Genomic DNA, 13,656 nt, shown 5'->3' on the forward strand with positions numbered 1-13,656 from the left:
ATGTACACTTTATTTCAATACAATTGGCAAGTAAGAGATGATTGGTTTAAGTGGTGTGAGCAACTTTCAGCGGAAGAATTAGTTCGTAAACGAGTTGGTGGTGTTGGAAGTATTTTAGAAACATTATTTCATATTGTAGATGTTGAGTATAGCTGGATTAATGCGCTTCAAGAAAAAGAAGATGGTGCACCGCAGTTTAAAGAGTATCAATCAATCCAGAAGGTGAAAGCGCTATCTGATTTGTATAAAAGAGAAGTAGAAGAGTTTTTACAAGTATGGTCAGCTAACTTAGAATGTAAGCTATTAAAAGCTTCGTGGACAGATAAAACATATACATATGGTGAGGTCTTAAGGCACGTAATTGTACATGAAATTCATCATATCGGTCAGTTATCTATATGGGCGAGGGAGTTAAATCTCCAGCCTGTTTCAGCGAATTTAATTGGGAGAGGACTATAGATTTAGAAAACGGCTTGCATTGTAAATACAAGCCGTTTTTATATATAAGAAGATTTCCTAGTTGAAATCCTCGGATTTTTTCTGACGTATATGTAAGAACATTAAAATTGTTATAATGAAGAAAATCAACAATGTTTGTATAATCAAATTTTTAAACTGAAGCAAAACTGCCCAAGATGTAACAGCATCTTTGAACGCTTGGAGTGCAGAGTAAGAAGAAGGATCAAAGCCGTACTGAAGTAACTTTTTTGTTTCAATAAACGTACTGTTTTCATTTTCGGCGTCTAATATTACTGAAATAAGTCTAGTATCTCATCGTTTTGCGGTACTCACAAAACTATAATTACCATTAGTTGAAAAACTAGTTTGTAAGCCATCAACACCTTGGAGTTTAATGTTTTTATTAAGGGAATATATCATTTTATTGGTGTTGAAAACTTTCGTATCTTTGAAGGAGAACTGGTAAGAGGTTAGTTTTGTAACGTTCAGTACATCTGGAAAGTCTGTTACTAATTCTGTTGCTAGTTTAGCAACTTCAATTGCTGTTGTAGTTGAAAGTTTATTTGTATCGTTATTCATTCCAGTAGCGTTTAGAAACGGAGATGGTTGTGATAACTTTAAGCGTTTTGCTTTTTCATTCATTAACTGTGTAAAATTATCTTCGTTTCCAGCGATATGTTCTGCAAGGGCAAGTGCGGAACGATTATTCCCTGTCAATAACAATGCATGTAGTAAATCACGAACCGTCGTTTTATCTTTCGAAGTTACTTGTATAGGACTCGTTTCTGCTTGGAAAACTTCGTTACTTATTTTTACGACTTCATCTAACTGTATATTTCCTTCATTCAGTTGTTCTAGTGCGATATATTCTGTCATTAATTTAGATAAAGTAGCCGATTGTATAGGAGTTTCTTCATTTTTTGTATAAACAACTTCACCTGAATGAGCATCTATTAAAATAGCTGATTTAGCTTGAATAATTGGGCCATTTACATAAAGATAAAAATATAAAACGATAAGTACAGTAATAACAAAAGATAATAATAAAATTGCGAATTTTTTTAAGAATTGCATAAGCGATCCTCCTATTATGACATCGATAATAATATTGTAAAAAGGAATGCTTAATTAGGAAGAAAGAAAAGGTAAAGAATTTCTAAAGAATTATAAAGGATTATTAAATTTTGGATGTTACTGGAAAATAAAAGGTCCAATTTCTTATATCGTAAGAAATTGGACCTAAAATTAAGCTGTATTAACATTTATATGGTTGTAGTTTTACAGTGAATGTTGTTTTTTTGTCATCACTATACACTTCAATTGTTCCTTTATGCAATTCGACAATACTCTTTGCAATTGCCAACCCGAGTCCAGATCCACCAGTGTTTGTAGAGCGCGATTTCTCAACGCGATAAAAACGTTCAAAAATATGAGGTAAATCGGTACTTGGAATAGGTTGGCCGTAATTGGTTATATCGATTGCAATCATATTATTACTTTCATAAGCAGTAATATCAATATAATCACCATCGTTACCGTAAGCGATAGCATTAATAATTAGATTTTCAAATACGCGCACTAATTTGTCTCCATCAGCTAATACCATTAGCTTCTTTGATGGAAAAAAGGGGCGACAATCAATATTAGCCTCTTGAAGCTGTATTCGAAATTGAACTGTTAATTGTCCAAGAAGCTCCACAATATCAATAGGGACAGAATATAAACTTAATTCTTTATTTTGAACACGTGTATATTCAAACAAATCATTCATTAATGCATTAAGACGGGTTACTTTATCGTAAATGACTTGTATATAATGACGTAATTCCACTTCATCTCTATAATTATCATGGTGGATTAAATTCACGTATCCAACTATAGAGGTAAGAGGAGTGCGTAAATCATGTGATACATTTGTAATCAATTCACTTTTTGCTTGTTCTGCCTGTCTTTCTTCATCAATTGAGACTTTCAATTGTTCAACAATTTGATTAACCCCGCTTGCTAACTCTTCCAAATAATTATGGTTTACGATAGAAACTTTATGATTGAAGTTTCCATTTGCAATATAACGAATCTCTTCTATCATTTTTTTAATGCAAGTTTCATAGTAAAGCTTTCTTTCATGACGGTAAAAAATGTATAGGTAAGATGAGAAAATCGAAAATAAAAATAAATAAGAGACGATCATCATCCAAAGAGATTCTTTTATTCCTTTATATTTTTCATAACCAAAAATTCTAATGAACTCTTTGCCGAGTTCGCTTAATGTAAGTGAACTTTCAATTACACTTGTAACAAGACGATATATAATTAATTCAGTAATAGGGGTAAGTGTGATAGCTAACATGAACCAAAAAATTAACTTCCACTTTGGGATATCCTTTAATATATCAAATGCTTCATTTCTCAATTTTATAGCCCACTCCCCAAACAGTATGAATAAATTTTTCTCCATTCATTCCTGTTTCAAGTTTGTCCCGTAAATTACTAATGTGGACCATTACAGTTTTATTTGAACCATAACCATCTTCATTCCAAACACGTTCAAAAATTTCTTCGGAACTAAATACTCTCCCCGTATTACTCGCAAGTAAATATAAAATATCAAATTCAATAGATGTAAGCTTAATATATTCTCCATTGACTTTAACTGTATGATTATGTTTGTGTATTTCAGCAGAACGAATGCGAATCATACCATCTTCATTTTTGGAAGAAGTGGCATTTTGGAAAGATGATCTTCGTAGTAAAGCTTTCACTCTAGCTACTAATTCTAATGGATTGAATGGTTTAATCATATAATCGTCTGCACCAGTCATAAGACCTAATATTTTATCCATATCCTCTGCTTTTGCACTCAACATAAGAATAGGTACAGTATTATTCTCACGAACCTCTTGGCAAACTTCTAATCCGTTTCGTTTTGGCATCATAATATCCAAAATCATAAGGTCAACTTCATATGTAGAAATCATTTGCAATGCTTCATCGCCATCGTATGCTTTATAAATGTTATAGCCTTCATTTCGCAAATAAACAGCAAGTAATTCAACAATTTCTTTATCGTCATCAATAATTAATATGTTTTTATTCATTATGTAGTTCCTTTCCTTACAAATCATTAACATTACTATAATATCAAACATTTATGTGTTTTGTAGCAATGATTCTCTATAAAATTTCATGTAACGCATAAAAAAGGGATTAAAACATTAATAACGAATACAAATAAAAAGGATATTTAAATACAGCGTTATATTGAAAGTTAGGAAGAAGGGGACATACGATGCTATATAAGGATATATACTCATTTACTCCAACTGGAAAAATTGAAAATGATATAAAAGCTTTTCTATTAAAATACAATAAAGAAGTTACATATAAACATTCAATTCGAGTGGCAAATGAAGCTCGAAAAATTGCGGTTAAGTATCATGTAAATGAAGAAAAGGCAGCAATTGCAGGATATTTACATGATATTAGTGCAATCTTTCCAAATGAAGATCGGATTGTAGTTGCTGAGCAATTTGGAATAGAGATATTACAAGAAGAACGAGAATTTCCAATGATTATTCATCAAAAGTTATCGAAAGTAATTGCAAAAGAGATATTTAAAGTGGATGATGAAGAAATTTTGAATGCAATTTGCTGCCATACTACACTACGTAAACATGCAACGAAAATGGATTTAGTGTTATTTGTTGCTGATAAAATAGAATGGGATCAAAATGGAGCGCCACCATATTTAGCAGAAGTAAAAAAAGGATTAGAAAAATCTTTAGAACATGCTGCTTTTGCATATATTTCATATTTGTGGGATAGAAAAGATAAGTTGAAAGTTTTGCATCCTTGGTTAGAAGAATCATATTGGCAGTTAAAAGAAATTGTAGAGTAGAAAGGGTATGAAAATGTAGCTAAGAAAATAAATGAATCAAAGATTTTCTGGGGTTACATTAGTGCCGTACATTTAACAAACACTTATTTGAAGATATATTTTCAAAAGAAGATAAAGTGTTTTTAATAACAAATGGTTATCGATTGAAAAAGGAAAATGTGAAAAATCTACAGAAAATAAATATATAGACGATTTATTTAGAAAAGAGACTTAAAGCATCATATAAGGCAAGAAACAATGCCATTTTTATTTAAAGATGAAGAAGTTGCTTTGTATTGTACATATCAATTTTCATTAAAATGGTTCACTGGTGATATAAAGCATAAGCGACCTATTTAAACACCGAATTATAAAGGTTTTCCAAATCGTTTTCCTCGTTTTGGACGAAAAAAGAAACTTCTTATCCAGATGTATTTCTCATAAATATAACAAAAGATATTATTATGTTTATGTATGATGATAGAGGAAGTGAAGTAATTACGAAGAATAAAGAAACAATACGAAGTTTATCCCGCTTTAATGGGCAGTAAGACCCCCACCTCAAAATTCAGCGAAAACAAAGAAGTTAGGTGGAGATCGGGCTGCTCATAAAAGTCCGATTGGTGAGGGCTGATTAAAGTTTCACTTTATATGAGAAATATAAAGAGTGGATTCCAGATTATGAACGAGAGAGGATAGATAAAGTATTTACATGATAACAATAGGGGAAGTGAAGCGTGTAATGAAACGTATTGCAATTGTAGCAGCTTGGGAACCTGAACTTACGTATTTGCATCAATATTATCCAAGTAAACGTATTGAAAAAAGAGCAGCTTGGGAATTTCATTTTCATACTATAAATGATCTGGAAATTATTTCAGTTATAACTGGAGTTGGGAAAGTAAGCTGTGCAAGTTGTGTACAATTATTAATTAGTGAGTTTCAGCCAGATGAGTTGTTTATGACAGGAATATGTGGAAGTCTATCAAATAAGGTGAAAAATGGACATATTGTAGTAGCTCTTAATGCAATACAACACGATGTTACTGCTGCCGGTTCGGGGGAAGATGTTTTTAATTTATATAATGGTAGGACAGCACCTATTGAAACAACAAAGTGGCTTGTAAGAAGAATAAAAAAGATACGATCATATGATCCGATTCATTATGGTACATTTTTATCTGGAGATCAACGTATTCGTAGTTCAGAAATGAGATATTTACTCCATACTGTATATGGAGCATTAGCGGTTGATCAAGAAGTGGCAGCTTTTGCTTATGTGTGCCAAATCAATAACAAACCTTTTCTATGTTTAAAAGCTGCTTCAGATCAAGCGAATGATAAAACGAAAGAGGAACAAAAAATCTTTAAAATGTTAGCATGTGAACGAGCGTGTGAGCATTTAATTGCTTTTTTACGTGTATATGAGATTAATGTAGTAAATCATAGATAGTAAGAGGGGTTAATATTGGAAAGTACAAATAAAATAGCTATTTTGGGTGCAAACGGAAAAGCGGGGAAATTCCTTGTAAAAGAAGCGCTAGATAAGGGGTATCAAGTAAAAATATTAACAAGAAATTCTAATAATATCAAAATAACAAATGAAAATATAGAGATCATTAATGGAGATGCACGTGATTTTGCTTCAATACGCAAATTACTTAAAGGGTGTGGAGCTGTAATTAATGCAGTAGGTCAACCCAAAAATGAATCTTATATTTTTAGCACAGTAACGAAGCATATTTTAGAAGCAATGAAGGAGTTTGAAATAAAAAGATATATTGTAATTTCCGGAGGCTCTTTAAATGTTACAGGAGATCAAAAGGGAGTTGTAAATAAAATAGGAGCTATCTTATTTAAAGTTTTTTTATCAAAAATGATGCAAGATAAATATAAAGAATTACAAATTATCCAAAGTAGTGAAGTAGATTGGACAATTGTTAGATTACCATTTGTTATAGAGGGAAATGGTATTGGACGTATAAACGAGAGTCTAGTAGATATGCCAGGAATCAAAATTCAAAATAGTGATATTGCACCATTTGTTATAAAACAAATTAATAGTGACAGATATGTAGGGAAGTGCCCGTTTATTTCAAATTAAATGGTAGGATTAAAAATTAAAGAATGATGGGTAGAGTGGAGCTAGTACATTTTATGTATTTGAATGTTAAGTTTAACACGAGTAAGTGGGGGTAATTTTATATGATTCAATACAAAAGGTGCAGTGAAGTAAGTATAGATTTAGTATATGAAGCTTTTAGAGATGGCTTTTCAGATTACATTATTAAAATGGAAGTTTCAAAGGAAGATTTTATAAAAAGATTTTTTGGAGCTGAAGGGAATTCACTAAAACATTCATTTGTTGCTTTAGACGGTAATAAATCTGTTGGTGTAATACTTGGCGGGATAAAGGATTATGAAAACATAAAAACAATGCGCTGCGGAACATTAGCAGTTCATCCGAATTACCGTGGTATTGGTGTGAGTCAAAAGTTATTTGAACTGCATAAAGATGAAGCGATTCAAAACGGGTGTAAGCAACTTTTTCTTGAAGTCATTGTAGGTAATGACCGGGCGATTCGTTTTTATAATAAATTAGGCTATGAAAAAGTGTACGATCTATCTTATTATAATTTAAAAGATATGACTAAAATAATACATAAAGAATGTAAGGGAATTGAAGTAAAACAATTAGAATTCCCTGCTTTTAAAGTTGAAATTCAGAAATGGTTACACTTCCATATAAACTGGCAAAATGATATGGATTATATCGAAAAAACAAATCATACATTTTATGGCGCATATGTCGATAATGATTTAAAAGGTTCTATATGTATAAATGAACAAGGTAAAATTAGTTTTATTTTCATAGACAAAGAGTATAGAAATCGTGGTATTGGATCAAAATTATTACAAGTAGCAAGAGATGAGTTGAATTTAGAAAGCTTATTAATTAGTTTTCCAAACAACAGTTTACTGGAAGGGTTTTTAAAGAAAACTGGATTTGAAAAGAATTCTTTAGCACAATATGAAATGTATGTATTACTGTAAAAAGCGAAAGAAGTTATTCTTTCGCTTTTTATTTTTGTACTATACTGATATTTTACTTTGTATAATATTCTTTTTTTATGTAGAATAGATAGGATGGGAGGGGATAAAATGAATAACGGATTAAAGCTTAAGATTGTTGAGTTGCATTGTTTCGTTCAAAAGACTTATTCTGATATGAAAATAGCATGTGATATTGCTATTTATCAAGAAAACACTTCTAAATATTTAGTTTCATTAGGATTTTTAAATAAATCATATATGACTTATATAGAAGCAAGAAGATTTTATCGTGAAAATGAAGAACTTGTAAGTGTAGAATTTGATAATTTCTTTGATACATATGATATATTAGAACAGGAGTTAAAAAAAGTTATTTCAACTGAAGATAAGAATCCTTCATTGTTACATAGTAGATTTGATCAGTTTCAGCAGAAAGTTGAAAATATAAATGACCTAATAAAAGTATTGCAAAATGCTCGTTAATGAATGCTTTTTTCTGTTTATATAGAAATTATGCATTAAAAATATATTAGGGATATTACATATTGAAGGGATGACTTTTGTTGATTACAAAAGTCATCTTTTTATGATAGGAATAAATTGTATGGATTTTAGCAGTTTCATATTTTAGAAAATTATACGAGGAAAATAACATGAAAAATAAAAAAGAAATAGCTATAGTTGCATTAACAACAGGATTAGCTTTAGCAAGTGTAACACCATATGGGGTAGGTTATGCAGAGGAAACGGTTCAAATGCAAGTTGATGTTCAAGAGGATTCGTTTCGTACCGGTGAACTTACACAACCATCACAAAAGACGCCAGAGAATGTAGTGAAAGATGCACTTAAGGAAAAGACGGAGCATGCTTTGTCTCCAAAACAAGTTAGTGGAGACAAAGGGGTAGATTACAAGGTTCTTCAAAAACGTAGTTCATATGATGGGACGACACTTTTGCGTATGCAACAAATATATGAAGGAAAAGAAGTATATGGACATCAATTGACTGCTCATGTAGATAAAAAAGGTGTTATTAAAAGTGTTTCAGGAGACAGCGCACAAAATTTAGCAAAAGAAGATTTAAAGAATCCTATTAATTTATCAAAAGAAGAAGCAAAACAATATATTTATACGAAGTATGGAAAGGATATTCAATTTATTTCTGAGGCAGAAGTTAAGGAAGTTATTTTTGTTGATGAAAATCGTGGGCAGGCTACAAATGCATATCAAGTTACATTTGCAGCTGCCACACCAAACTATGTATCTGGAACTTATTTAGTGGATGCTCATAGTGGTGATATGTTGAAAAATATGGTACAAGAATCAAGTTTAAAAGTAAGTGAAGAGCATCTTGAATCTTTAAAGGAGAGTAAAAAAAGCAATTCCATAGCATTAACTGGAACAGGAAAAGATGACTTAGGTATAACCCGCTCATTTGGTATTTCTGAGCAAAGTAACGGAAAATATGTACTTGCTGATTATACAAGAGGGCAAGGAATTGAGACGTATGATGTAAATTATAGAGATATTAATTTTGAAGAAAAATATTATCCTGGTATATTAGCAACTAGTACTTCAACAACGTTTAATGATCCAAAGGCGGTAAGTGCTCATTTCTTAGCAACAAAGGTATATGATTTCTATAAAGACAAATATAAACGTAATAGTTTTGATAATAAGGGGAAAAAAGTAGTATCAGTTGTACATGCATGGCATTCAGGAGAAACAAATGATCCTAAAAATTGGGGGAATGCATTTAGTGCTAATATTAACAATGTTAGTATGCTTATATATGGTGATCCAATGGTTAGAGCGTTTGACATAGCGGGCCATGAATTTACACATGCGGTTACATCTAGCGAATCTAATCTTGAATTCTTTGGGGAATCGGGGGCAATTAACGAGGCATTATCTGATATTATGGGAACGGCTATTGAGAAATACATAAATAATGGGGAATTTAATTGGACAATAGGAGAACAAAGTGGATTAGTTCTCCGTAATATGAAAAATCCATCTTCAGTCAAATTTTTTGATGGAGTACCGTATCCGGATGATTATAGTAAATTCAGTAATTTAAACGGAGAGGATAATGAGGGCGTTCATTTTAATTCAAGTATTATTAATAAAGTCGCGTATTTAATTGCACAAGGTGGTACTCATAACGGTGTAAATGTAAATGGTATTGGTGAAGATAAAATGTTTGATATTTTCTATTATGCAAATACTGATGAATTGAACATGACTTCTAATTTCTCTGAATTAAGATTAGCGTGTCTTAAAGTTGCAACAAATAAATATGGGGCAAATTCCATTGAGGTTGAAACGGTCCAAAAAGCTTTTGATGCAGCAAAAATTAAAGGACCAGTGAAAGAAAACGAAAAAACTGAGGCAAACCAAGTCCCAGAGCTAACAGTACCGTCAACAATTACACTACGTGTCGGTGATAAGTTTGACCCAATGAGCAATATAAAAGCTATTGATAAAGAAGATGGTGATTTAACAACTCGAGTAGAACATAAAGGTGATGTAGACACTTCTAAACCAGGCAAATACATTGTGGAGTACTCTGTCGTTGATTCTCAAGGTGGGAAAGCAACGGTAACACAGACTGTAATTGTAGAGGGAGATGGAGAAACATCAAATCTAAAACCTACATTAACAGTTCCTATTGCAGCGACAATTACTGTAGGAGAATCATTCGATCCGATGGCAAAAGTAAAAGCTATTGATAAAGAAGACGGCGATCTTACTTCTAAAGTAAAAGTTGAGGGGGAAGTAGATACCTCTAAAGTCGGTACTTACATAGTAACGTATACAGTTACAAATTCTAAAGGCCATGAAGAAATTGCGAAACAAACTGTAACGGTCAAAGGTAGAGAAGAAGTTAAGAATGACATACCAATACTAAAAGTACCTTCTACAACTACAATTACTAAGGGAGATGAATTCAATCCAACGGCAGGAATATCCGTTATGGATAAAGAGGATGGTGATCTTACTTCTAAAGTAGTGTATGAAGGAACTGTAGATACATCTAAAGCTGGTACTTTTGGAATAATATATAGTGTCACAGATTCTGTAGGTAATAAGGTACACGCAATACAAAAAGTATTAGTGAAGGATACAGACGCTAGCAAAGCTAAAGGTAGTACTAATAACAGTAATAACGGTAATATCCAAAACAACAGTAATTCCGATAAAAAAGAATCTACATATAAAGAGCTTCCAAACACGGGGGGCAGTACAACTAACAGTACAACAATGGGTTTATGGATGGTTTTTGCAGGTATAGTGTTCACTTTAGTTCGCAAATTTAGAAAAATATAAAAGTAGATAGTACAGCTTATTCGTTTGAAGAATAGAGTACAAAAATAATTGTGCATCATGAACTGTTTCCATAACTCATTTTTGTTAAAGCAATCACCATTTTTTCTTAATTTATTTTAGAAGGTAGAATAATAGTAAACATAGAATATATTAATAATTAAAATGTTTACGAGGTGAAGGTGATGGCAATAAAACAAGACGAAATTAAAGTAGTAGTTGGAGCAGGGATGTTTAATAATAATCCAGGGTGGATACAAACGCAAGAAGATGAACTTAATTTATTAGATAAAGCTACGTGGGAAGAAAGATTTGAATACAATTCTATTTCAGCTATCTTAGCTGAGCATGTATGGGAACACCTTACGTTTGAAGAAGGTGTAAGAGCTGCTGAAATTTGCTATGAATTTTTAAAGCAAGAGGGGCATATTCGGTGCGGTGTTCCTGATGCATTTTTCCGAGATGAGGCGTACCAAAAGATAGTTCAAATAGGTGGACCTGGCCCAAAAGATCACCCAGCAGCAAGTCATAAAATTGTCCATACCTATAAAACACTAACGAAAATGTTTGAAACTGCTGGATTTGAGGTAGTTTTACTTGAATATTGTGATGAAAATGGTCAGTTTTATTATAATGAATGGGATGCAAACGACGGTGTTATTTTCCGTTCGAAAAGGTATGATCCTAGAAATAAAGGTGATAAACTTGGTTTTCCATCGTTAATTGTTGATGCGATTAAACGATAAGTTTTTCAAGTAAGTAGATTTAGTATAATAATTGCATGAGTCATAGCGTTTCTTTATATGCTGTAATTCTATGTTCGATGAAAATGAGAACGCAACATAAGGGGAATGCCTTAAAGTTACATAATATGAATTAAATTGAGCATAAGAAATATAATACTAATTATAAAATTGGCAGAAAGTAGTCTTTCTGCTTTTTATTTTGCAAAGGGGATGAATATACTATGCAACCTATAAAACAAGTGGCATTAATGTACAGAGATAATAAAGTTGTTTAATTTACAATAAAGTTATTTAAAAAATAATATAGTTGTTTAAAAATCCTTCTACTAACGAGGCAAGTTAGTGGAAGAAATAGCAAGTGGGTTTAACTAGGAGAAGTGTCGATGACATTACAGAAGACACCGAGGTGTCTTCTGTTTTTTTAAATTAAGGATATCGATAAATTAAGATTTATTTACTTAACATTGTACTTATTTTCGGACCGAGGCATCTAATCGGTGAGTATATACAAACCAAGTAATGCTTGCTGTTAATAATGTTGACGAAATTAAAGCTGTAAGAACACTATATGTTTGCCAAATAAGTATCGTTGACCAATCGAAGGCAAAAAACATTATACACTGGGCAATCGTAGCGATTAGGAAAATAATTGTTACGATTGTTCTCTTTTTTGTCATTGGCTGCTGCTCATTCGTTTTCCCTTTTCTTAATCCTAAGAAAAATAACAGAACGGCTAATAGGCAAAGAATAATTGTGGTGGACGACAAAATGATGTCCAAAAGCTGTGTGCCACTTATCTCATATGACTGAGTTAGATTGCCGTTTAATATATTTTTAACTTGTAGTACCAGGTTTATATTGGTATTTGCGCCGTTGCTCAGTAAGCAGATGGCTGTTCTTTCATTTGGCAGTATGGCTACTTTGGTACTAAAATTTGGATTACCCCCAGTGTGTTCTATAAACGTTTGTTCGGCGTTTACCGACCAACCTGCCGCATAATACATATCATTGACAGCTGAAACAGACATATCACCCCTATGTGATTTTTCGATGGCCCTGTGAAATATTTCGGGTATGTCCTGCACGATACCCATCTGTATGCCCATCCAACGCGCCATATCTTTTGTATTAGAAATGATATAGCCGGCAGGTTTATTCCCAGCATAATCCGGAGCGTTAAATGGAGTTGTTATAAAAAAGGAAGAACGGTAGCCCTGTGCTAACTGTCCAGTGGCTTGTGCATCTTCTTTATAAACATACGTCTGGTGAAGACCTAAGGGTAGAAATACCTGTTCCTTCATAAAGTCTTCATAGCTTTGTCGTGATACAATCTCAATAACCAAACCCAATACGTCATAATTAACGGTTCCATAGTTATATTGTTCACCGGGAGAGAACGCCAATTCTGCATCTACCAGCGTTTCCACAGTCTTTTGCAACATATCAGGCGTATTACCTTGTGGAATATTTTGAGTATGTCTAATATTTGTTAGGCCGCTGGTATGGTGAAGAAAGTTATTTAGTGTAAGGTTTTGCATATCAACAGGTTTGCCTTGATACTTTAACGTAAACCAAGGTAAATATTTTTGGATAGGGTCAGTCATTGATAGCAGCCCTTGCTCTTCCAATAGCAAAATCCCCATACCAGTAAAAGCTTTACTCACCGAGGCCAACTCATAGAGTGTATTTTCACTTGCAGACAGTCCCTTTTCAAGATCTGCATACCCAGAAGAAAAGTAGAACACTTCACCATCAGCAAGTATTGAGAGTGACATTCCAGGCACACCTGACGTACGACAGGCATCATCTAGCAATGCTTGTATTGCCACAGATTTCGAATCTGACAACGCATAACTTTGTGTTGCGAATCCTGAGAATAATATAAATATCGTTAATACAAAAACAATAGTCTTTTTCATACACTCTCCTTTCTGAAGAATTATAAGGGTATAAATAACTTATTTTTATAACTATAAGCTGAATTCTGATTTATATTTATCTATATAATATCAAATAATTGTGAAGAGTTACACTTAAAGTAACGGGGGCGTTAGTTTAATAAGAAGTAAACAACTTTATTATTCATTTTTTAAGCATTACATAAGCAGATGGATATAATTTGAAACAACTTTAAAGAGCCTTGCTGCATATAGAATGTAGTAAGGCTCTTATCTTTTTTAATCAAAATTCAATA

The 13,656-nt window shown here is 32.5% G+C and carries 11 protein-coding genes and 2 pseudogenes; 9 read left to right on the forward strand and 4 right to left on the reverse strand.

The features are described 5' to 3' along the window. The gene (locus RTP99_RS05585; protein ID WP_000288261.1) at positions 1–459 is read left to right on the forward strand and encodes a DinB family protein; all 459 of its coding nucleotides are present in this window, start codon (positions 1–3) and stop codon (positions 457–459) included. Between the two features lie 57 nt (positions 460–516). On the opposite strand, the pseudogene RTP99_RS05590 reads toward RTP99_RS05585, so the two are convergent. From RTP99_RS05590 to RTP99_RS05600, 3 genes and pseudogenes are all read right to left on the reverse strand, one after another. Further along, positions 517–1,533, reverse strand: a pseudogene (locus tag RTP99_RS05590) (D-alanyl-D-alanine carboxypeptidase family protein). 181 nt (positions 1,534–1,714) lie between these two features. Further along, positions 1,715–2,872: a sensor histidine kinase gene (locus RTP99_RS05595; protein WP_001243288.1), complete on the reverse strand. Its 1,158-nt coding sequence runs from the start codon at positions 2,870–2,872 to the stop codon at positions 1,715–1,717. Next, a complete protein-coding gene (locus tag RTP99_RS05600; protein WP_001038817.1) occupies positions 2,862–3,557 on the reverse strand; it encodes a response regulator transcription factor in 696 nt (231 codons plus the stop codon). The genes RTP99_RS05595 and RTP99_RS05600 overlap by 11 nt, the downstream gene beginning before the upstream one ends. Before the next feature lie 191 nt (positions 3,558–3,748). Here RTP99_RS05600 and yqeK point away from each other — a divergent pair, with 191 nt between their 5' ends. The 8 genes and pseudogenes from yqeK (at position 3,749) to RTP99_RS05645 (ending at position 11,462) form a co-directional block, all read left to right on the forward strand. Continuing rightward, a complete protein-coding gene (yqeK, locus tag RTP99_RS05605) occupies positions 3,749–4,357 on the forward strand; it encodes a bis(5'-nucleosyl)-tetraphosphatase (symmetrical) YqeK (protein WP_046647027.1) in 609 nt (202 codons plus the stop codon). A gap of 68 nt (positions 4,358–4,425) precedes the next feature. Continuing rightward, a pseudogene (locus RTP99_RS05610) lies at positions 4,426–4,887 on the forward strand (DUF3885 domain-containing protein); the annotation flags it as partial. A 164-nt stretch (positions 4,888–5,051) separates the two neighbouring features. Beyond that, positions 5,052–5,789 carry a phosphorylase family protein gene (locus RTP99_RS05620; RefSeq protein ID WP_116733359.1) on the forward strand — a complete coding sequence of 246 codons (738 nt, stop codon included), beginning with the start codon at positions 5,052–5,054 and terminating at the stop codon, positions 5,787–5,789. A gap of 15 nt (positions 5,790–5,804) precedes the next feature. Next, entirely contained in the window at positions 5,805–6,440 is a 636-nt protein-coding gene (locus tag RTP99_RS05625) for an SDR family oxidoreductase (protein ID WP_000446312.1), read from the forward strand. 101 nt (positions 6,441–6,541) lie between these two features. After that, positions 6,542–7,390 (forward strand): GNAT family N-acetyltransferase, encoded by an 849-nt coding sequence (locus tag RTP99_RS05630; RefSeq protein WP_000617084.1) that lies wholly within the window; start codon positions 6,542–6,544, stop codon positions 7,388–7,390. 108 nt (positions 7,391–7,498) lie between these two features. Next, positions 7,499–7,873, forward strand: coding sequence for a hypothetical protein (locus RTP99_RS05635; protein WP_001059032.1), 375 nt, complete (start codon positions 7,499–7,501; stop codon positions 7,871–7,873). 170 nt (positions 7,874–8,043) lie between these two features. Continuing rightward, positions 8,044–10,719, forward strand: a complete 2,676-nt coding sequence (locus RTP99_RS05640; RefSeq protein WP_000791122.1) for a M4 family metallopeptidase — start codon at positions 8,044–8,046, stop codon at positions 10,717–10,719. A gap of 182 nt (positions 10,720–10,901) precedes the next feature. Then, a complete protein-coding gene (locus RTP99_RS05645; protein WP_000985672.1) occupies positions 10,902–11,462 on the forward strand; it encodes a class I SAM-dependent methyltransferase in 561 nt (186 codons plus the stop codon). Between the two features lie 470 nt (positions 11,463–11,932). Here the strand turns inward: RTP99_RS05645 and RTP99_RS05650 are convergent, their stop codons facing one another. Next, positions 11,933–13,381: a serine hydrolase domain-containing protein gene (locus RTP99_RS05650; protein ID WP_000751394.1), complete on the reverse strand. Its 1,449-nt coding sequence runs from the start codon at positions 13,379–13,381 to the stop codon at positions 11,933–11,935. Between the last annotated feature and the right edge of the window lie 275 nt (positions 13,382–13,656).

Source organism: Bacillus sp. (in: firmicutes), from assembly GCF_031983925.1.
GTDB classification, from domain to species: Bacteria; Bacillota; Bacilli; order Bacillales; family Bacillaceae_G; genus Bacillus_A; species Bacillus_A pacificus.